Source organism: Streptomyces sp. NPDC050619 (assembly GCF_040654815.1).
Classification (GTDB): domain Bacteria; phylum Actinomycetota; class Actinomycetes; order Streptomycetales; family Streptomycetaceae; genus Streptomyces.
The window spans coordinates 636075-657009 of the sequence record NZ_JBFAIR010000002.1 but is presented as its reverse complement, the minus strand read 5'-3'; the positions used below and the strand labels follow the sequence as shown (position 1 = coordinate 657009).

The 20935-nt window shown below is 70.4% G+C and carries 19 protein-coding genes; 13 read left to right on the top strand and 6 right to left on the bottom strand.

Translation table 11 applies throughout. The features are described 5' to 3' along the window. Window positions 1–179: 179 nt before the first annotated feature. Window positions 180–1421, bottom strand: coding sequence for a branched-chain amino acid ABC transporter substrate-binding protein (locus AB0I77_RS06030; protein WP_363281129.1), 1242 nt, complete (start codon window positions 1419–1421; stop codon window positions 180–182). A 339-nt stretch (window positions 1422–1760) separates the two neighbouring features. Then, complete coding sequence (locus AB0I77_RS06025) at window positions 1761–3977, bottom strand: alpha-L-fucosidase (RefSeq protein ID WP_363281128.1); 2217 nt, start codon at window positions 3975–3977, stop codon at window positions 1761–1763. Between the two features lie 203 nt (window positions 3978–4180). Here AB0I77_RS06025 and AB0I77_RS06020 point away from each other — a divergent pair, with 203 nt between their 5' ends. The 13 genes from AB0I77_RS06020 (at window position 4181) to AB0I77_RS05960 (ending at window position 15331) form a co-directional block, all read left to right on the top strand. Further along, window positions 4181–4906 carry a FadR/GntR family transcriptional regulator gene (locus tag AB0I77_RS06020; RefSeq protein WP_363281127.1) on the top strand — a complete coding sequence of 242 codons (726 nt, stop codon included), beginning with the start codon at window positions 4181–4183 and terminating at the stop codon, window positions 4904–4906. Window positions 4907–5193: 287 nt separating this feature from the next. Next, on the top strand, window positions 5194–5631 hold the full coding sequence (locus tag AB0I77_RS06015) for a hypothetical protein (protein ID WP_363281126.1): 438 nt from the start codon (window positions 5194–5196) through the stop codon (window positions 5629–5631). Between the two features lie 125 nt (window positions 5632–5756). Beyond that, entirely contained in the window at window positions 5757–6410 is a 654-nt protein-coding gene (locus tag AB0I77_RS06010; protein ID WP_363281125.1) for a DUF3105 domain-containing protein, read from the top strand. Window positions 6411–6552: 142 nt separating this feature from the next. After that, window positions 6553–8208 carry an FAD-dependent monooxygenase gene (locus AB0I77_RS06005; RefSeq protein ID WP_363281123.1) on the top strand — a complete coding sequence of 552 codons (1656 nt, stop codon included), beginning with the start codon at window positions 6553–6555 and terminating at the stop codon, window positions 8206–8208. 233 nt (window positions 8209–8441) lie between these two features. Further along, a complete protein-coding gene (locus AB0I77_RS06000) occupies window positions 8442–9047 on the top strand; it encodes a hypothetical protein (RefSeq protein ID WP_363281122.1) in 606 nt (201 codons plus the stop codon). A gap of 118 nt (window positions 9048–9165) precedes the next feature. Next, window positions 9166–9861 (top strand): class F sortase, encoded by a 696-nt coding sequence (locus tag AB0I77_RS05995; RefSeq protein WP_363281121.1) that lies wholly within the window; start codon window positions 9166–9168, stop codon window positions 9859–9861. A 154-nt stretch (window positions 9862–10015) separates the two neighbouring features. After that, entirely contained in the window at window positions 10016–11167 is a 1152-nt protein-coding gene (locus tag AB0I77_RS05990; protein WP_363281120.1) for a SchA/CurD-like domain-containing protein, read from the top strand. Between the two features lie 74 nt (window positions 11168–11241). After that, a complete protein-coding gene (locus AB0I77_RS05985; RefSeq protein ID WP_363281119.1) occupies window positions 11242–11703 on the top strand; it encodes a cupin domain-containing protein in 462 nt (153 codons plus the stop codon). Continuing rightward, window positions 11700–12968, top strand: coding sequence for a beta-ketoacyl-[acyl-carrier-protein] synthase family protein (locus AB0I77_RS05980; protein ID WP_363281118.1), 1269 nt, complete (start codon window positions 11700–11702; stop codon window positions 12966–12968). Before AB0I77_RS05985 ends, AB0I77_RS05980 begins: the two co-directional genes overlap by 4 nt. After that, the gene (locus AB0I77_RS05975) at window positions 12965–14218 is read left to right on the top strand and encodes a beta-ketoacyl synthase N-terminal-like domain-containing protein (RefSeq protein WP_363281117.1); all 1254 of its coding nucleotides are present in this window, start codon (window positions 12965–12967) and stop codon (window positions 14216–14218) included. The genes AB0I77_RS05980 and AB0I77_RS05975 overlap by 4 nt, the downstream gene beginning before the upstream one ends. 29 nt (window positions 14219–14247) lie before the next feature. Then, window positions 14248–14505 carry an acyl carrier protein gene (locus tag AB0I77_RS05970; RefSeq protein ID WP_363281116.1) on the top strand — a complete coding sequence of 86 codons (258 nt, stop codon included), beginning with the start codon at window positions 14248–14250 and terminating at the stop codon, window positions 14503–14505. Window position 14506: 1 nt separating this feature from the next. Then, the gene (locus tag AB0I77_RS05965; RefSeq protein WP_363281115.1) at window positions 14507–14986 is read left to right on the top strand and encodes an SRPBCC family protein; all 480 of its coding nucleotides are present in this window, start codon (window positions 14507–14509) and stop codon (window positions 14984–14986) included. Window positions 14987–15007: 21 nt separating this feature from the next. After that, entirely contained in the window at window positions 15008–15331 is a 324-nt protein-coding gene (locus AB0I77_RS05960) for a TcmI family type II polyketide cyclase (RefSeq protein ID WP_363281114.1), read from the top strand. 73 nt (window positions 15332–15404) lie between these two features. On the opposite strand, the gene AB0I77_RS05955 is transcribed toward AB0I77_RS05960, so the two are convergent. The 4 genes from AB0I77_RS05955 to AB0I77_RS05940 form a co-directional block, all read right to left on the bottom strand. Next, window positions 15405–16433 carry a methyltransferase gene (locus AB0I77_RS05955; RefSeq protein ID WP_363281113.1) on the bottom strand — a complete coding sequence of 343 codons (1029 nt, stop codon included), beginning with the start codon at window positions 16431–16433 and terminating at the stop codon, window positions 15405–15407. 79 nt (window positions 16434–16512) lie between these two features. Further along, window positions 16513–17571, bottom strand: coding sequence for a right-handed parallel beta-helix repeat-containing protein (locus tag AB0I77_RS05950; RefSeq protein WP_363281112.1), 1059 nt, complete (start codon window positions 17569–17571; stop codon window positions 16513–16515). Window positions 17572–17672: 101 nt separating this feature from the next. Beyond that, window positions 17673–18461, bottom strand: coding sequence for an FHA domain-containing protein (locus AB0I77_RS05945; RefSeq protein WP_363281111.1), 789 nt, complete (start codon window positions 18459–18461; stop codon window positions 17673–17675). Between the two features lie 156 nt (window positions 18462–18617). After that, the gene (locus AB0I77_RS05940; RefSeq protein ID WP_363281110.1) at window positions 18618–20933 is read right to left on the bottom strand and encodes a serine/threonine-protein kinase; all 2316 of its coding nucleotides are present in this window, start codon (window positions 20931–20933) and stop codon (window positions 18618–18620) included. Window positions 20934–20935 lie beyond the last annotated feature (2 nt).

The following is a 20935-nucleotide window of genomic DNA, read 5'->3' as shown; positions in this document are numbered from 1 at the left end:
CCAGCTGCTGCGGCAGGGTGTTCACCGCGTGGCCTCCATGTCGCTGGTGGTCGTGTGCACTGGTGGCGTGCAGGGGTCAGATGCGCGCTGATCGCATGCTGGGGTGGGGATGTGGAAACGGGCCGCGCGGTCGGGTTCCTCCTTCCGCGCGGCCCGTGGTGTGGCGTGCTGAGGGGCGATCAGCTGGGGTTGGCGGTGCCGGTCTTCACGGCCTTCCAGGCGCCGTTCTCGACCCGGTAGACGGTGAGCTGCTTGTTGGTGGTGTCGCCGTACTGGTCGAAGGAGACCTTGCCGGTGATGCCGTCGAAGTCGGACTTCTGGACCTCGACGACGACCTTGGAGCGCAGCTCGTTGTTGTCGCTCGGGACCTTTCCGTCGTTGGCGTCGACGACGGCCTTCACGGCGTTGATGATCGCGGTGGTGGCGTCGTAGGCGTAGGTGCCGTAGGCGGCGTAGTCGCCCTTGTAGCCCTTGGACTTGTAGGTCTCGATGAAGGTCTTGGCGGCGGGGAGGGTGTCGGCCGGGACGCCGACGGAGGTGACGAGGTCGCCCTCGGCGGCCTTGCCGGCGGTCTGGATGTAGGTGGTGGCGAACATGCCGTCACCGCCGAACAGCGGGATGTCGACGCCGGCTTCCTTGAGTTGCTTGGTGATCAGCGAGGACTCGTCGTACTGGCCGCCGTAGTAGAGCAGGTCGGCGCCGGAGGCCTTGATCTTGGTGACGAGCGAACCGAAGTCCTTGTCACCGGTGTTGACGTGGTCGGTGCCGATCACAGTGCCGCCGAGCTTCGTGAACTGCTCGTTGAAGATCTTCGCGAGGCCGGAGCCGTAGGTCTGCTTGTCGTCGACGACGAAGACCTTCTTCTTGCCGAGGCTCTTGGCGGCGTACTCGGCGGCGAAGGTGCCCTGCATCTCGTCGGTGGTGGCAGTGCGGAAGTACGTCTTGTACGGCCGCTTCTTGTCCGTCTGCCAGTCCTTGCCCATGGTCAGCACGGGGTTGGTGTTCGCCGGGGAGATCTCGGCCATGTCGGCCGAGGCGAAGACCTGCTGCATCGACTGGGCGACGCCGGAGTTCAGCGGGCCGACGGCGCCGACCACGTTGTCGTCGCCGACGAGGGAGGTCGCGTTGGACTGGCCGGTGGCGGGCTGCGCCTTGTCGTCCAGAGCCTCGATCTTGAAGGTGACGCCGGGCACGAGCTTGTTCTTGTTGGCGTCGTCGACGGCGATCTGGGCGCCGTACTGGATGCCGAGACCGGTGGTGGAGTTCTCCCCGGACAGGGGGGCGTCCACGCCGATGGTCAGGGTGGTCGAGTCCCCGCTGCCTGCACTACTGCTGTCGGAGTCCCTGGACCCACAGGCGGTCAGGGAGAGCGAACCTGCCGCGAGCGCAGCGGTTATCGCGATAAGTGAACGGTGACGCACGATCTGGTCCTTTGCGGAGTGGGGGGCGGCTCCCAACGGAGCCCGCCGAGTCGCGCGCCGAAGCCAAGCGGCTCAAATTCGTCGGCGCTGCAACCGCCGGTAACTCTAAACACATAAAGGGCCCGCATGAGAATTTCTAAACCATGCTGTGACGCCCTTGTTATAACGCGACTCAGCAAAGGGCCAACCCGAGTCGGGCAGTTTGGAGTTCATTCTTGCTACGGGGAGATATTGTGGAGGCACTGAATGCGACTTGCTCTTACTAATTGATCCACCATTCAACAGTCGCCCACTCATGACTGTTTCCAATGGGATGGAACAAATTGAAAAACGTCGCGGTCAGACCTTGGTGAACGTCCACAGCAGGTTGGCGCTGGTGCCCCAGGTCCACTGCTTGGTGACGGAGCCGGAGGAGACGTCGCCGCCGCCGTCCAGGACGAGGCCCGTGGTGCGGTTGGCGATGGAGTACCGGCCGTCGCCGCGGTGGATGGTCAGCCACTGCTGGTCGGTGGAGCCGTTCCACGCCGCCTGCCTGGCCGTGGCGCCGTCAGTGGTGGCGCCGCCACCGTCGGCGACCATGCCGTTGGTGCGGTTCTCCAGCTTGCAGTAGCCATTGCCGAGGTCGACCGCGTGCCACTGCAGGTTGGTGGAGCCGTCCCAGGTCCACTGCTTCAGCTCGGAGCCTGCGGGGACGTCACCGCCGCCGTCCAGGGCCAGGCCGTTGGTGACGTTGGTGATCCTGAAGTAGGCCGTCGGGTCGAACACGACCTTCAGGGAGGTGATCCCGCTCCGGATCCTGGCGTTGTCGGCATTGAAGGTCCACGTCGTACCGGTGAAGTCGGCGCCGGAGTAGCCGATGACCCGGTATCCCGGAGCCGGCCGCAGCGAGGCGAGGGTGCGGGGCGGTATTCCGGCGAGGGAGAGCTCTTCGGCGGTGTAACTGCCGATGGACAGCACGGCGCTGTCGCCGGAGTAGTCGGCGCCCCGGTACACGACGGCGCCGACGAGGGGCCGCAGCGGGGGAATGCGGCCGGAGAAGCGGAGTTTGAGGACGTACGCGGGCGTGTCGAACGGTGCCGTCGGCGGAAGGGGCACCGTCAGCCCGGTCGTGTCCTGGGTCGGGGCGGGGAGGTCGATGTACTCGCCGGCTGTCGCACCGAGCAGTTCCACCGAGGACAGCGAGGCCAGGTCGATCCGTTCGGAGCCGAGCGTCTCGATCGTGAGCGAACTGCCGGGCCAGCCGAGGACCGTGGCGTACAGGACGGTGTTCGGCTTGTCGCGGGTGAAGCGGATGTCCTGCGCGGTGCCGGCCGTGGGGCGGGTGAAGGAGCCGCCGCCCATCTTCGTCGGGCCCTCGCCGTACGCGGTCCAGGCCCGGGTGTCGTAGATCGACTCGCCGTGGCGCTTCAGGTAGTCGCCGATGGCGAGCAGGAGGTCACGCTGGCCCTGCGGAATCGCGCCGTCGGCCTGTGGGGCGATGTTGAGCAGCATGTTGCCGTTCTTGCTGACCCGGTCGATCAGCGAGTGCAGCATCTGTGCGAGCGAGTAGTAGCCGATGCCTTCGGTGTAGCACCAGCTGGAGTTGGAGATGCTGTCGTCGGTCAGCCAGTAAGGAGCGGTGAGGTCGGCCGGCCCGCCCCGCTCGTAGTCGAAGACCTCGCCGTGGCTGTTGAGCCCGTCCTTGTAGGTGGCGACGACTTCCTTGCCCCACTTGTTCGCCTGGTTGTAGTAGTACGCCAGGAAGTTCAGCCGTTGTGTCTCGTCGACGTGGTCCAGTCGCCAGTCCTGCCACAGGATGTCGGGCCGGGCCCGGTCGACGACCTCCTTGAGCTTGTCGAACCAGAGCTGGTTCTCCTGAGCCGAACTCAGCTGGCCGTACAGCTTCTTCAAGCTCGGGTCGGACTGAGCGGGCGCGTACTCGTAGTAGCCCGTGTAGTTGTACGCGTGGTGCATCGCCACCAGCAGCTTGAGGTTCCGGGCGCGGATGGCGTCGGTGAACAGGTGCAGCAGGTCGAGCCGCGGGCCCTTGGCCACGGAGTTCCACTCGTTGACCCGGCTGTCCCACATCGAGTAGCCGTCGTGGTGCTCGGCGACCGGACCGGCGAACCGCGCGCCGGCGTCGGCGAAGAGCCGGGCCCACTCGTCGGGGTCGAAGTTGCCGCCGGCCGACTTGAGCCTGGGCGCGAACTCCACGTGGCTGCCCGCCAGGTCGTCCGCGCCGTTGACGAAGTTGTGGAACGGCCAGTCGGCGGGCTCGCCGTAGGTGGCGATGTGGTGCTTGTTCGCCTTGCTGTCCGGCGCGTACATGTTCCGTGGGTACCACTCGCTGTCGTACGCGGGGACGCTGAACACGCCCCAGTGGAAGTAGATGCCGAACTTGGCGTCCCGGAACCACTCGGGGGCCGCCGGGTGCCGGTTCACCGAGTCCCAGGTGGGCGTGTAAGTGCGCGGGGCCGCCAGGGCGCTGCCGCCGGCGAACACGTCGGTGGCCGCCGCGGCCGACACGACGGCGGTGGCACCGGCCAGTAGCCTGCGCCTGCTGATCGATTGGGCCACTGCGGGAACCTCCGGCGACGGCGGTACTCATGGGACGTGAGTACCTGCTGCTATGCACGAAGATCAGCCATATAACCCTTCACTGTCAACTGGTTTACAGGGATGAATAGACCTGACAAGACCGCAGAGATGACCGATTTGTCACTCAATTATGCTGTTTGTACAGAGGAAGACATCACATGTCTTCCGGAGAGGGACCCTCTGTGTCTCTGACGGACAAGGCCATCGAGCAGATCCGTGAACTGATCCGCTCGGGGGCGCTGCCGCCGGGCTCCAAGCTGCCTCCTGAGCCGGATCTGGCCGCCCAGTTGGGGCTGTCGCGCAATCTGGCGCGGGAGGCGGTCAAGGCACTGGCCGTCGCCCGGGTGCTGGAGGTCAGACGGGGTGACGGCACCTATGTGACGAGCCTGCAGCCGAGTCTGCTGCTGGAGGGGCTCGGGGGTGCGGTGGACCTGCTGCAGAGCGACGCGGGCGCCCTGCTGGACCTGATGGAGGTCAGGCGGCTGCTCGAGCCGGTCGCCACCGCGCTTGCCGCCACCCGGATCTCCGACGAGGGCCTGGCCGAGGTGAAGGGGCACCTGGACGCGATGCGGGAGGCCCGTGACGACGTCGAGCGGCTCAACGCGCACGACGCGGCGTTCCACCGCGCGGTCGTCGCCGCCACGGGCAACGAGTCCCTGGTCACCCTCCTGGAGGGTGTCTCGGGCCGCACCCTCCGGGCCCGCATCTGGCGCGGCCTGGTCGACAGCCAGGCCGCGGGACGCACCCTCGCGGAGCACGAGGCGATCTTCAGCGCCCTCTCCCGCCGTGACACCGCCCTCAGCCAGGCCACCGCGTTGCTGCACATCAGCAACACCGAGCAGTGGCTGCGGGAGCACCTGAGCTCCACGCCGGTCGCGCCCGAGACGCCGGCGGCGTACGGGCCGTGACGGCCTGGTCGAGCGCGGCGCGGACCACGGGGGCGTCGACGAGACCGGCTTGGCGAGCGCGGAGCCGTCGAAGAGCGCGGCCGGTTCGACGCGGTGGGCAGCGCGGCCGGTTCGACGCGGTGGGCAGCGCGGCCGGTTCGCCGCGGTGGGCAGCGCGGCCGGTTCGCCGCGGTGGGCAGCGAGGCCGTCTCGACGGCGCGAGCAAGGCTGCCACGGGCACCGCTCGAAAGCCGAACTCGCGCCGGACCGGAACATGACATGGCAGGAACCGCTTAGCATCAGCGGTGATGTTGATCCGGGCGCAGTCGGCGTGGGGCAGGACCCCCAGGGCGTGGTGGACGCCGCGCACCGCGGCACTCTGCCCTGCCCTGGCAGTTCTGCTCGCCGCGCTGGTGATGTGTCTGGGGTACGCGGCACACGGCGGCACCGGCGGCCAGGCGGCCGCCATGACCGGCGTCTCGGCGGTACAGATGCCGGCGGGCAGTGCGCAGGAGCACCGCGCCGAGCCTGCCGCACACCACCACGACTGCCCCGCCGGTGACCAGTGCTGCGCTCCGGCCGCCCACGGTGTGCGCACGGTCATCACGCCGCTGCGACTACTGCCGGCCGTTCCGCCGGACATGCCGAACTCCGCCGGGCAGCCGGGCAGTCCCCCGCTCTGCACCGGGCCTCCCCCGACCGGCAGCGCTCCCGATCTCCACGTCCTCCAGGTGCAGCGGATCTAGGACCTCGTCCCGATGCCGCGATGCCCGGGCGCTCCCGCGCACGGGCGGCGACTTCGCCCTTCCCCCACCCCTGCACCCACCGTCGCCCGACGATGCCGCGCGGCGGAGACGAGGAACACACAGCCATGAGCAAGACCAGCAAGCGGGCCGCCGCCGAGGCACGGAAGGCCAAGATCGAGGAGATGCGCCGCGCGGAGAGGGCTCGTGAGCGCCGCAACCGCATCCTCACCGTCACCCTCAGCACGATCATCGTCGCCGGACTGGTCGGCTGGGGCGGGTACGCCCTCAACAGCGCCGACGAGAAGGAGGAGCAGCAGGCCGCCGCGGCGAAGAAGCCCGTGGCCGGCGAGCAGACCTGGGACAAGAAGAAGCTCACGCGGAACCATGTCCAGGGCGCCGTCGACTACCCGATGAAGCCGCCCGTCGGCGGCGACCACAGCCAGGCGTGGATGACCTGCGACGGCACCGTCTACACCGAGCCGATAGCGAACGAGAACGCCGTGCACTCCCTGGAGCACGGCGCGGTCTGGGTCACGTACAACGACAAGGCCGCCGACGCCGACGTCAGGACACTCGGTGACAAGGTCTCCAAGACCCCCTACACCCTGATGAGCCCGGTCGCGAACCAGTCCGGCCCCATCATGCTGTCGGCCTGGGGCCGCCGGCTCAGCGTGGACAAGGCGTCCGATCCGCGGGTCGAGCAGTTCCTCACCAAGTACGTCCAGGGCGAGCAGACCCCCGAGCCGGGTGCCGCCTGCACGGGCGGGGTGACCGCCTGATCCGGCGGCGTCGAACAACTCGCGGACGCCTTGAAGCGCACACACGGGTGAAGCCTGAGCCGCCGTCCGCCGTGCGGGGCATGCATGAGGGTCCCGGCCGTATCCGGTCGAACCGTCGGACACGACACGCTGGAGGCGAGTGATGAACGAAAGAGCCGGTCAAGCCGGCGGCATGATCCACAAGGTCCCGGTCCTGATCGTCGGCGGCTCCCTGGTGGGGCTGTCGACGTCGCTGTTCCTGGGCCGACTGGGAGTGCGGCACACGTTGGTGGAGCGCCATGCCGGCACCTCCATCCACCCCCGTGGCCGCGGCAACAACGTACGCACGATGGAGCTGTTCCGGGTGGCCGGCGTCGAGCCGGCGATCCGTGACGCCGCGGCCACCCTGGCCGGCAACCACGGCATCCTTCAGACGCCCACCCTGGTCCAGGACGCGGGCGAGTGGCTGTTCCGGGACATCGACCCGGGCGGCGGACTGGCCCGGTTCAGCCCGAGTTCCTGGTGTCTGTGCAGCCAGAACGACCTGGAGCCGGTGCTGCTCGAGCACGCCGCGGGACTCGGCGGCGACCTGCGGTTCCACACCGAGCTGATGTCGTTCGACAGCGACCCCGACGGCGTCACCGCGGTGGTGAAGAGCCGGGAGACGGGCGAGCACACCACCATCCGCGCGGACTATCTGGTCGCCGCCGACGGCCCTCGCAGCCCCGTGCGCGAGCAGCTCGGCATCGGTCAGAGCGGACCCGGCGACCTGTTCCACAACATCAGCATGACGTTCCGCTCCCGCCGCCTCGCCGAGGTGGTGGGTGATCGTCGCTTCATCGTCTGCTACCTGACCAGCCCGGACGCCGACGGCGCGCTGCTGCCGGTGGACAACCGCGAGAACTGGGTCTTCCACGCCCCTTGGCACCCCGAACACGGCGAAACCATGGAGGAGTTCACCGACGAGCGCTGTGTCGACCACATCCGCCGGGCGGTCGGGGACGCGGACCTCGACGTGCGGATCACCGGAAAGGCTCCCTGGCACGCCGCCCAGCGGGTCGCACGGACCTACCGGTCGGGCCGCGTCTTCCTGGCCGGCGACTCGGCCCACGAGATGTCCCCCACCGGGGCCTTCGGCTCCAACACCGGCATCCAGGACGCGCACAACCTCGCCTGGAAGCTGGCCGCGGTGCTCGGCGGCTGGGCGGGGGACGGACTGCTGGACACCTATGACGCCGAGCGCCGCCCGGTGGCGGAGGCGACCAGCGCCCGCGCGGCCGCCCGGTCGGCCGAGCACAGCCACCCCGGCTTCGCCCCGCCGCCCGCCCCCGGCGGCGGTCCGCAGCGCGGCATCCTCAACGTGGCCCTCGGCTACCGCTACCCGAACGGCGCCGTCGTCGGTACCGATCCCACGGTCGCGGTGGTCCCGGAGAAACTCGCCCTGACGGGGGAGCCCGGCAGCAGGGCACCCCACCTGTGGGTGCGGCACCGGGGCGAGCGGATCTCCACCCTCGACCTCTACGAACGGTCCCTGGTCCTGCTCAGCGACGCCGGTACGTCGGGCGGCTGGCACGAGTCCGCCACCCGCCTCGCGGCAGAGATGTCCCTCCCGCTGGTCTCGTACCGGGTGGGATCCGGGCCCGACGCCGAGCTGGTACCCGAGGACGGTGCGGACTGGCGGGAACGCCACGGCACGACACCTGGCGGCGCCGCACTCGTGCGGCCCGACGGGTTCGTCGCCTGGCGGTCACCGGGTCCGGTCCCGGATGCCGAATCGACGCTGCGCCAGGTCCTGACCAAGGCCCTGACGCTGACCTGACCGACCTGACACTGACCTGACTGACCTTCGCAAAGCCACGACATCGGCCGGCAGCCACGCTGTCGGCCGATGTGCTGGGCGCGGGCGGAGGCGCTCGGGGAGGCCGACGATCACCCGGCTGAGCGCCTCGAGTGGTGGGATCCGGCCGGCTGACTGACGGTGGATCACGTCAGGGCCGGGTCACCTCAGCTGACGAAGCGCCAGCTGCCCGGTCATGGCGAAAGGACCCTCGAATGCGTTCTGCTCGGATCCTCCTGGCCACGGCGGCGGCCTCGGCCGTCCTCGGCATCACCGCACCCGGCGTGTATGCCGCCGCTGGTGACTGGGACCAAGACGACTCGTCCTACAGCAAGGAGCATGACAAGGGCGACGACTCGTCGTACAGCAAGGAGCACGACAAGGGCGACGACTCGTCGTACAGCAAGGAGCACGACAAGGGCGACGACTCGTCCTACGGCAAGGAGCACGACAAGGGCGACAAGCACGACGCCCCGCGCGGTGGCATGCACACGGGTGGCGGTGCGCTGGCCGCGGTGAAGGCCGACGACCAGGGCTCCACCCGCGACCCCAAGCACGACCCGGAGACCTACAAGGACAACGAGTACGGAAAGGACTCTTCCTGGACCAAGGACGACGAGCACGGCAAGGACTCCTCCTGGAGCAAGGACAAGGAGGACTCCTGGAGCGGTGGCCACAGCAAGCCCAGCGGCGGGATGCACACCGGAGGCGGCGGGCTGGCCTCTCCCACCGCGACCGCGGGCGGTCTGGCGGTTCTGGCCGTCGCCGGAACCGGTCTGTACGCCGCACGCCGCAGGATGTCGGCCCACGGCACGGCCTGATCCGTGCCGGACGCGATAGCAGCCTCGGCCGCCACCGGTGCATCGTGTGGCGGCCGTCAGGCCGGCTTCGCGCCCGCTTTGTCCGCCCTGCCGCAGCGCACTAGTGAGATGGTCTTCGATGGCAGTCCCTCCCTCCTCCCCCACCGGCGACGAACCGGCGCCGACCGGCCGGCGGTCCCGCGGAGGCGTGACCATGCTGTGCGCCGTGGCTCTCCTGATCGTGGCGATGAGGCTGCTCGGCGGCCACGACGCGTCGTCCGGCGCCTCCCGCCCGACGCAGGTCCCGCAAGCCCCGCAGGCCCCCCAGGTCCAGCAAACCGCCACGCCGGACTCGGCTGCCGGACAGCCGGCGGGAAAGCATCTGCCACGGTCGAAGCCGGTGCGCCTGCTCATTCCGAAAATCTCCGTGAACGCCCCTTTCACGGACCTGTCCGTCGGCCCCACGGGGCAGCTCGAAGCCCCGCCCGCCGACGACGTCAACCTCGTCGGCTGGTACGCCGAGGGCGCCTCCCCCGGCGAGGCGGGCACCTCGGTCATCGCCGGACACGTCGACACGAAGACGTCCGCCGCCGTCTTCGCCCGCCTCGGCGAACTCGAGAAGGGGGATGTCTTCCAGGTCGCACGAGCCGACCGGAGCAAGGCGTCCTTCGTGGTCGACAGCGTGGAGACGTTCGACAAGGACCACTTCCCCAGCCGGCGCGTGTACGGCGACACGGCCCAGGCCCAGGTCCGGCTCATCACGTGCGCGGGCGACTACGACCGCACGGTCAAGGACTACAAGGACAACCTGGTGGTCTTCGCCCACCTCACGTGACCGCGTCCCGAACTCCTCCCGCCCCGGGGCCGGTCACCCGCGTAGCCCATACGAATCGCGCGCCCCGCGGGACCGGCACAGGATCGAGTCACGCTCACTTCGGATCACCGCGACCGAAGGTCGCTGTTCCCCTCCCGCGAAGGAGATACCCAGGATGACCACCACGTCCGCCCCCGCTTCAGCACCGCTCAGGCGACAGGGGTCGCACCGTGTCTCCCAGTCCGTGTTCGACGGCTCCAGGCTCCGGGTCGTCCTGCTGGTGGACGTCTACGACGGAGCCCAGCAGCAGTTCCTGGAGGCGTACGAGCAACTGTGCAACCAGGTCGCGTCCGTTCCGGGCCATGTCAGCGATCAGCTGTGCCAGTCGATCGAGAATCCCTCTCAATGGCTCATCACCAGCGAGTGGGAGAGCGCGCCGCCCTTCCTCACCTGGGTGAACAGCGAAGAGCACGTGCGGATGGTGGAGCCGCTGCACAGCTGTGTCCGCGACACCAGGTCGCTGCGCTTCCACGTCGTCCGCGAGACCGGCGGCCCGGCGGCGTACGCCGAGTCCGACAAGCGCAGCCTCCAGACGGCACCCCGGATCGGTGACGGCGTGATCCGCCACGCGCTCACCTTCACGGTCAAGCCGGGCAGCGAGGCGACCGTCGCCGGCATCCTCGCCGACTACGCCTCGCCCGAGCCGCGGGTCGACGACACCACCCGGCTGTGCCGGACCTCCCTGTTCATGCACGGCAACCGCGTGGTGCGGGCCATCGAGGTACGGGGCGACCTGCTCGCGGCGCTGCGCCACGTCGCCCGGCAGCCCGAGGTGCGGGCCGTCGAGGAGGCCATCAACCCGTATCTGGAGCAGGACCGCGACCTCGACGACCCCGAGTCCGCCCGGATCTTCTTCACCCGGGCGGCGCTGCCCGCCGTCCACCATGTGACGGCCGAGCGGGACGACCCGGCGGCGCAGCGGCACGCGTTGTACTACCCGGCCCGGCCCGGCCGCGGCCTGCGGCTGGCCGAACTGCTCGCCCAGCGGGACGAGGCGGCGGCGGACGATCCGCGCAGCCCGGTCCTGCGCAGCACGATCTTCCAGCGCGACGACGTCGTGGTGCGGCTGATCGACGTGCGGGGCGGCCTCGACGCCGGCGACCTCGCGCTGTCCCTCGGCCTCTCGGACCCGGCGCAGGCGGCCGAGCTGACGACCTTGCCGGACGGCGCCGACGGTGCGGGCACCGCGAAGGACGGCGACCTCACGCGCTTCCTCCAGCGCGCCCGCATGGAACTCGTCACCGACCGCCGCTCGCCCGACGCCTGATTCCCCACCAGCCGGCGGGCCGTGGCGGCCAGGGCCGCCCCCATGTCGACACAGCACACGATCGGAGCAACGTCGTGATCAAACCCCGTCCCAGAATCGTGGATCTCAGCGAGGTCGAGCCCAACACCCGGCGCGGCGGCGATCTGCGCGCCCTGCTCACTCCCAGCACGGTCGGCTCGACCAGCGGTTTCATGGGCGTGGCCATCGTGCAGCCCGGTGACCGCATCGCTGAGCACTACCACCCGTACTCCGAGGAGTTCGTGTACGCCGTGTGCGGGCAGCTGGAGGTCGACCTCGACGGCGAGCCCCATCCCCTGCACCCCGAGCAGGGGCTCATGATCCCCGCCCACATGCGGCACCGGTTCCGCAATGTCGGCAAGGTGGAGGCCCGGATCGTCTTCCACCTCGGCCCGCTCGCCCCGAGCCCGCCCCTCGGCCACGTCGACACGGAGGAGACCGACGCCGTCCCGGTCGTGGACAAGGGAGCCCACGCGGGTAGGGGCCGGGCCGACGAACGACGTCAGGTCCATTCATGACCAGGCGCGTGGGGGTCACCGGCATAGGCATCGTCGCCCCGGGCGGCATCGGCGTACCGGCGTTCTGGGATCTGCTGTCCCACGGGCGCACCGCGACGCGGGGCATCACCTTCTTCGATCCCTCCGGCCTGCGTTCGCGGATCGCCGCCGAGTGCGACTTCGACCCGGCGGCCCAGGGGCTGGAGGCGGAACAGATCGCACGATGCGACCGCTACATCCAGTTCGCCCTGGTCGCCGGGGAGGAAGCGGTACAGGACGCCGGACTCGACCTCGCCAAGGAGAATCCGTGGCGGGTCGGGGTCTCCCTGGGCACCGCGGTCGGCGGCACCACCCGGCTGGAGCACGACTACGTCCTGGTCAGCGCGGGCGGTCAGCGCTGGGACGTGGACCACCGGGAGGCGGAGCCGCACCTGCACCGCGCCTTCTCACCCAGCACGCTCGCCTCGACGGTGGCGGAACGGGTGGGAGCGCGGGGTCCCGTGCAGACCGTCTCCACGGGCTGCACCTCGGGGCTCGACGCGGTCGGGTACGCCTTCCACACGATCGAGGAGGGCCGGGCGGACGTATGCATAGCCGGCGCCTCCGACTCGCCGATCTCGCCGATCACCATGGCCTGCTTCGACGCGATCAAGGCCACGTCCACGAACAACGACGACCCCGCCCACGCCTCGCGTCCCTTCGACGCCGACCGCAACGGGTTCGTCATGGGCGAGGGCGGCGCCGTACTCGTCCTGGAGGAGCTCGAACACGCCCGGGCCCGCGGCGCGCACGTGTACTGCGAGCTGAGCGGCTACGCGACGTTCGGCAACGCCTACCACATGACCGGTCTGACCAGTGAGGGCCTGGAGATGGCCCGGGCCATCGGGGATGCCCTCGACCACGCCCGGGTCGACGGCACCGCGATCGACTACGTCAACGCGCACGGGTCGGGCACCCAGCAGAACGACCGTCACGAGACCGCCGCGGTGAAGCGGGCCCTGGGACAGCACGCCTACGACACACCCATGAGTTCCATCAAGTCCATGGTGGGCCACTCCCTCGGCGCGATCGGGGCGATCGAGGTCGTCGCCTGTGTCCTGGCCCTGGCCCACCAGGTGGTACCGCCCACCGCGAACTACGAGACCCCGGACCCCGAGTGCGACCTGGACTACGTGCCGCGCGTCGCCCGCGAGCGGAGACTGGACAGCGTGCTCTCCGTCGGCAGCGGGTTCGGCGGCTTCCAGTCCGCGGTGGTTCTGACCCGGCCGAGGGAGAGGACGCGATGAGCGAACCGAATCCGCGGCGCGCCGTCATCACCGGAATCGGTGTGGTGGCGCCCAACGGAACCAGCACCGAGTCCTTCTGGAAGTCCACGCAGGAGGGCATCAGCGTCCTCGACCGGGTCACCCGGGAGGGCTGTGAGCACCTGCCGCTGCGTGTGGCGGGCGAGATCCGGGACTTCGAGGTCTCGGCGGCGGTCGAGGAACGCTTCCTCGTCCAGACCGACCGGTTCACGCACTTCGCCATGGCCGCGGCCGACCTCGCACTGGACGACGCCCGCCTGGGCCGGGCCGACACCGACGCCGCCCCGTTCTCCGTGGGCGTGGTCACCGCGGCCGGTTCCGGCGGCGGCGAGTTCGGCCAGCGGGAACTGCAACAGCTGTGGGGCAAGGGCAGTCGCTTCGTCGGCCCGTACCAGTCGATCGCCTGGTTCTACGCCGCCAGCACCGGCCAGATCTCCATACGCCGCGGCTTCAAGGGGCCTTGCTCGGTGGTCGCCGCCGACGAGGCCGGCGGCCTGGACGCCCTCGCGCACGCGGCGCGCGCCGTGCGGCGTGGTACCGACGCGATCGTGGCCGGCTCGACCGAGGCGCCGCTCGCCCCCTATTCGGTGGTCTGCCAGCTCGGGTACGCGGAGCTGAGCCGCGCGGACGACCCGTCGCGCGCCTACCGCCCGTTCACCGGCGCGGCCTGTGGATTCGTGCCCGCCGAGGGCGGCGCCATGCTCGTCGTGGAGGAGGTCGCCTCGGCCCGGGAGCGGGGCGCGCGTGTGCGGGCCGTCCTCGCCGGACACGCGGCGACGTTCACCGGCGCCTCCCGCTGGGAGGAGTCCCGCGAAGGGCTCGCCCAGGCCATCCGCGGTGCGCTGGACGAGGCCGGCTGTGCCCCTCAGGAGATCGACGTGGTCTTCGCCGACGCCCTCGGCGTACCGGAGGCGGACCGTGCCGAGGCGCTGGCGATCGCCGACGCCCTCGGCGCGCACGGCAGGCGCGTGCCGGTCACCGCGCCCAAGACCGGTATCGGCCGCGGCTACTGCGCGGCACCCGTGCTGGACGCCGCGGCGGCGGTGCTCGCGATGGAGCACGGTGTGATCCCGCCCACCCCCAATGTTTTCGACGTCTGCCATGACCTCGATCTGGTGACCGTCCGCGCCCGCGCCGCCGAGCCGCGCACGGCGCTGGTCCTCAGCCGGGGGCTCATGGGGTCGAACTCGGCGCTGGTGCTGCGGCACGGCGCCGCCGACGCCTCGTACTGAGGCGCCGCGGAACGAAGGAGAGGAACCGCATGAGTGACCACATCACCGTGGAAGAACTGGCCGAGCTGATGAAGAAGGCCGCCGGAGTCACCGTCGCGCCCGAGGAACTGGAGGAGCGGTACGACTCCGGCTTCGACGCCCTCGGCGTCGACTCGCTCGGTCTGCTCGGCATCGTGGGCGAGTTGGAGAATCGGTACGGCACACCGATGCCTCCCGACGCGGAGCGCTGCAAGACTCCGCGGCAGTTCCTCGGCCTCGTCAACGGTGCCCTCCCGGCAGGAGCGTGACATGGCTGGACACACGCAGAACGAGATCACCATCGCCGCGCCCGTCGACCTGGTCTGGGACATGACCAACGACGTGGCGAACTGGCCGCGGCTGTTCAGCGAGTACGCCTCGGTCGAGATCCTGTCCCGGGAGGGGAACAAGACCACCTTCCGGCTCACCATGCACCCCGATGACAACGGCACCGTGTGGAGCTGGGTCTCGGAACGGGAGACGCACCGCGACACGCTCAGCGTCGACGCCCGCCGCGTAGAGACGGGGCCCTTCGCGTACATGAACATCCGGTGGCAGTACCAGAAGGTGGCACAGGGCACCCGGATGGTGTGGACGCAGGACTTCGAGATGAAGCCGGACGCGCCGGTCGACGACGCCTGGATGACGGACAACATCAACCGGAACTCGAAGACGCAGATGGCCCTGATCCGGGACCGCATCGAGAAGGCCGCCGCCGAGCAGGGGTCCGCGCCGGGCCTGACCGGCTGAACCGGACGGAGGACAGCACCCATGCACCAAGCCCTGATCGTCGCCCGAATGGCTCCGGGCTCGGCTCCGGACATCGCGAAGCTCTTCGAGGAGTCGGACCGGGGGGAGCTGCCGCAGCTCGTCGGGGTCGCCCGGCGCAGCCTCTTCCAGTTCGGCGACGTGTACATGCACCTCATCGAGTCCGAACAGGACCCCGGGCCGGCCATCGCCAAGGTGGCCGCACACCCCGAGTTCCGCGATATCAGCGAGCGGCTGTCGGCGTACGTCACCGCGTACGATCCCGCGACCTGGCGTTCGCCGAAGGACGCTATGGCGCACCGCTTCTACGTCTGGGAGCGCGACTGAGCTCTCCGGCCGCACGACACCACCGGTCGCCGGGCCCGCAGCGTCGCGGGCCCGGCGACCGGTGGTGTCCGGGTCACCCGGGGACGTGGCAGTCGAACGCGTGCAGGTAGGGGTTGACCGGGCGGACGCCGTCGATGACCAGGCCGGCATCGGTCAGCCGGCCGGACATGCTCTCGGTGGTGTGCTTCGCGCCGCCCACGTTGAGGAGCAGCAGCAGGTCCATGGCGGTGCTGAACCGCATCGACGGTGTGTCGTCGACGAGGTTCTCGATGACCACGACCCGCGCCCTGGGACCGCCCGCCTCGATGACGTTGCGCAGGGTCCGTGCAGTGCTCTCGTCGTCCCACTCCAGGATGTTCTTGATGACGTAGACGTCGGCCTTGACCGGGACGGCCACGCGGACGTCGCCGGGCACGATGCGGGTGCGGTCCGCCAGGTCGCCTCCCCCGCGCAGCCGTGGTACGGCGTTCTCGACGACGCGGGGCAGGTCGAGCAGGGCGCCGTGCATCGAGGGGTACTTGTCCAGCAGGCTCGCGACCACATGCCCCTGGCCGCCGCCGATGTCGGCGACCGAGGCGCTGCCCGACAGGTCCAGGAACGCCGCGACGTCTCGCGCCGACTGCTCGCTGGAGGTCGTCATGGCGCGGTTGAAGACCTCGGCCGAGGCGGGAGCGTCCTCGTTGAGGTAGGCGAAGAACTCCTTGCCGTACAGGTCCTCGACGACGTTCCGCCCGGTACGCACCGCCTCGTCCAGCCGCGGCCACACGTCCCAGGTCCACGGCTCGGTGCACCACAGCGAGATGTCGCGCAGGCTGTGCGGGTCGTCCTCGCGCAGCAGCCGGGACATGTCGGTGTGCGCGAACATGCCGTCCTGCCGCTCGGCGAAGACGCCGTAGCAGGACAGGGTCCTCAGCAGCCGTCGCAGTGGCCGGGGTTCGGTCTTCACCGCCGCCGCGAGGTCGTCCACGGTCATGGGGCTGTCGCCGAGAGCGTCGGCGATCCCCAGCCGGGCGGCCGCGCGAAGGGCGGCGGCACACGCCGCCCCGAACACGAGCTCCCTCAGCCGCATGGACGGGGGTGGGGCAGTCTGCGCGGTCGTCATGTGCCGCCTTCCTTCCTTCTTGGCCTTCTCGGCCTTGTCGGCCTACTTGGATCCAGGGGTGACTACGACAGCCGGCCGGTCAGCACAGTCCCGCGGGCTGGGACGCCCGGCAGGAGTTGGCTTCGAAGGTGTTGCCCGCGCCGGTGTCCGTGTTGACGAGGTCGGCCGGGGCGTTGCCCTCCAGCACGTTGTCGGTGATCCGGTTCCGCTCGCTGGTGACGCCCACGAAGCTCTTGAACAGGACGATGCCGCCCGACAGCGGGGAGGTGCCGATGTTTTCCGTGATCGTGTTCCCGGTCACCAGGGTGTCCTCGGCGCCGGTCAGGACGATGCCGGAGCCCTGGAGGAAGGGCAGCCGTTCGGTCTTCGGGCAGGACTTGTTGTTCCGCGCGATGTGGTTGTCGCGCACGGTCAGGTCGCCGGTCTTCGGCTTGTTCTCGTCACCGACGACGAACACCGCCGCGCAGTTGCCGGTGAGGTGGTTGTCCTCGACGCTGAGGTTGCGCAGGCGCCGGACGGTGACGCCGATCCGGTTGCCCTCCAGCCGGTTGTCCTCGACGACCGTTCCCCGGGTGTCCGCGGCGCCTTCCTCGGCGCTGATCGTGTTGGCGAGAAACAGGCCCGCGTCGCCGTTGTCCAGGGCGGTGTTCTTCCGGAACACGCTGCGGACCGACCGCTCCTGGGCGATGCCCCACACCCCGTTCTTCGCCGCCGTCACCTTCCGCACGGTCAGGCCGTCCGTCTCCATGGCGGACACCCCGGCCTTGGCGAAGCCGGTCACGGTGAGGGAGGCGATGGTGACGCCCTCGACGGCGCGGTCCTTCGTCCCCACCACACAGATGCCGTTGCCGCCCGCGGCGCAGCTGTCGGCGGCCTTCTTCGGGCCCGGTTCGATGACCGTGCCGCGGCCCATGCCGCGCAGGGTCAGCCCGGGCGTGCGCACGGTGACGCTTTCGCGGTAGGTGCCGAGGGTGACGAGGACGGTGTCGCCCGGTCCGGCGGCGTCCACCGCCTTCTGGATCGATTCCCCCGGGCGGACCAGGTGGGTCGTATGACCGGCAACCGGCGGAGCGGCCCCGAGCACCGCCCCGACGACCGCTGTGGAGCAGGCGAGGTACGCAATTTGGCATTTCTTCATATTCCGGACAATAGGCCCAAGAGGCCGCGGAAGGGCCGGATGGTCCATCCGGCGGCGTGTCCCGAGTCGTTCGCGGCGATGACGTGTGATGCCTCTGCCGGTCAGAACCGGGGGTCCGGCCAGCCGGTGTCGTCCTCCATCAGGTCCAGGTCCGGGGGCACCAGCGTCGTGGACTCCACCAGTCCCTTGAGCAGGTTGTGCAGCAGCCCGTTGTCGGTGGGACGGCCCTGCGACTTGTCGTGCATCAGCGGGTAGCGGAAACCGGTGCGGTCCAGGCGGCGGCGTACGGCCTCGATCCGGTACTCGACCTTGCGCTCGGTCCAGCCCGCGTCCGGGCGGAGGTAGGTGAGCTGCTTGGCGGCCATGGCGTACGTCAGGGGCCGCGGATCCTCCTCGTAGAGCAGGTACCGCTGGCCGAGGACGACCAGCAGCAGCCGTTCGTCGTCGTCGAGCGCCCAGGTGTCCGGCCGTACGGTCTCAGCGCGCCGCCGCGACACCGGGCCCTGGTCGTCGTGGCCCGCCACATACAGCTCGACCAAGTGCTCGCGGTAGCCGGAGCCCTTCACGAACAGCGGGGTGTAACCGGCGTCGAGCGGGATCGGCTCGGTGCTGAGGTGCACCATCCGGCCGCGCGGCAGGCGGACCAGCTGCTGCCCGGTGTTGCGCAGCCACCACAGCCCCTGGCGGTACGTCAGCTCACCGTGCCGCCGGCTCACCCGCAGGTCGTCCACGCCGACCCCCAGGTCCACATCCGGCTTCTCACCGCGCCCGAAACGGACCGTCAGACCCGGCCGGGGCGGCACACTGAGGTCACCGGTGACCGTGCGGGCATGCAGAGTCCCGGGCGTGGCGGGCGCGACACCACGCGCGAGACTGGCGGAGAGGGACATCGCTGGTCTCCTCGTGTCGGGGGCTTGTGGGTTCGAGAGCTTCTCGGCACACGTACGGGCGCACTCACCAGGATCCCGCGCCCGCTCCGGGACCCCTCCCCAAAGCGGGCCGGCACAACGGGGATGCCCGTGACCGGACTCGGCTTCCTGACTCCCTCAGTACGCCGGCTTCAACGCTCCCCCGGGAAGTTTCCCGCCGTCCTCCCGGCCCACACTGCACAGCACGTGGCGGAATCCGGCATCCCACTCCTCGTCCGAGGAGTTCCAGCCCCACATCTCGTGTCCCGCGCCGCGAGCCCAGTTGACGCCGTACTTCTCCTCGCAGAGCCCTCCCGTGTCGACGCTGTCCGCCGAGCCGTCGCCCGAGGCCCAGGTCCAGCCGACCATCTGCTCGTCGTGCGGCTTGGCGCAGCTCACCAGGGTCTTGGTGTACGTGCCGTCCTCGTCCTCCTTGGCGTTGATGCAGTCACCCGGGCCCAGTTGCGTGATGTACACCTCGTCGCCGAACTTGCGGAAGTCGCCGAGCGGACCGCCGAGGGTGGCGTGCTTCAGGAAGAGCAGGCAGGCCGAGGCCGGCGGCTCGCTCTGACCGGTCTGCGGTGTGAGGACGTACAGCACCGGGTCGGCCATCGTCTCGCGCAACTCCGCGGTGCGCCGGGCACACTCGCCCCGCACGGCCTGCACGTCGGACGCCTGTACGGCGCCGTCGGCCGGCACGGTCGCGATGACCTGGCCCTCGGGGTCGTCGTCGTAGCAGTCGACGAGCTTCAGGCGGGGCCGCCCCTCGTACTCCCCGCCCTTCCAGTCGGCGTCGACGCACTGCCCCGGCGTGAGCCCCTCTCGCAGCCCCGCCTGCCCGCCGTACGGATACGCGCCGCGGGTCACGGTCGGAGAGGGAGTCGCGACGCCCTTCGCCCTGACCTCCGCCGGGCTGTGCGCCTCGCCCCCCGCATCGCGGAACGCGGCGGCACCCAGCGCGAACCCACCGCCCCCGACCAGCACGGCGGCAAGCGTCAGCAGCAGGGGCGCACGCCACCGCGGCACCCGACGTACGCCGTCCGAGGTGCGCCGAGTGGAGGTGAGGGGGTCCTCCCCGGAGACCACGGAGACCACGGAGGGACCGGGGCCCGTCGCGGCGCCGAGGCCGTCGGAACGCCCGGAGCCCCCGGGCGCCGCAGGAGGGGGAGCAAGAGCCGGAGCCGGAGCCGGAGTTCGCCCCGGCCGCGGACTCGGAGGGACCGTCTGAGCACTCCGAATCCCGGGCTCGCCGACACCTTCGGATCCCCCCGCCCCGGACCCGCCGCTCGCCGAACCGCCGGAGGCGATATCGGCCCCGGCCACACCGGAATCCGAGGACGAAGCCGCAGCGACACCCCCGGACGACGCCGGCGCCGCCGCCGCCGACTCGGCCGGACCGTCGAAACGCCCGCCGCCCCCAGGCTCCCCCGCACCTTCGGCTCGCCCCGCCCGTGACCCGCCGCTCCCCGAGTCACCCGCCGATCCACCCGACGTGACATCAACCCCAGCCCCACCCGAACCCGACGGCGAAACCGCAACGACACCCGCCGGCGGAACCACCGCCCGGGTGGCGCCCCGCAGCGTGCTCGGCAGCGCGCTGTGGCTGCCGGGCAACGCGGCTGCCTCGGCGAGCAGTTCGCCCGCCTGGGCCGCCTGCGTACGGTCCGCGGGGTCCTTCGCCAGCAGGCCCATGATCGCGCGGCTGAGCGGGTCGCTCGCGCGGCGCGGCAGGGAGGGCTCCATGGTCAGTGCCGCCATGAGGGTGGCGTCGAGCGTGTCCCGTTCGAAGGGGGCGGTGCCCTCGACGGCGCAGTAGAGGGTGACGCCGAGCGAGAACAGGTCGGACGCGTCAGTCGCCTCGCCGCCGGACAGCCGCTCCGGCGCCACATAGCCCGGGGTGCCGACCACCATGCCGCTCTCGGTGATCCGGGTCTCGTGCAGCCGTAGCGAGATGCCGTAGTCCGTGAGCAGGACCCGGCGGTCGGCGAGTCCGGAATGGTCCGGTGCCAGCAGGATGTTGGAGGGCTTCACGTCGCGGTGGATGATTCCGCGCCGGTGCCCGGCGCGGAGCGCGTCGAGGGCTGCCGCCCCGATCCTGGCCACCTCGTCGCTCGCCAGCGAGCCGCGCTCCTCCACCACGGCGCGCAGGTCGCGCGTACCGGGCAGGTACTCCATCACGATCCACGGGCGGTCGTCGTCCTCCACCACGTCGTACACCGTGATCACGTTCGGGTGCTCGCGCAGCTGCGCCGCCTTCAGCGCCTCCTTGCGCCCCCGGCCCACGGCGTCGCCGACGACTCCCTGCGGGCCGTGCGGTACGTCGATCTCCTTGACCGCGACCTGCGCCCGGAGTTCCTCGTCCTCGGCCAGCCAGACGTCTCCCCCGCCGCCGGAACCCAGCCGCTGCCGCAGCCGGTACCGTCCGGCGATGACCCGTTCCCGCTTCCCTGCCACCA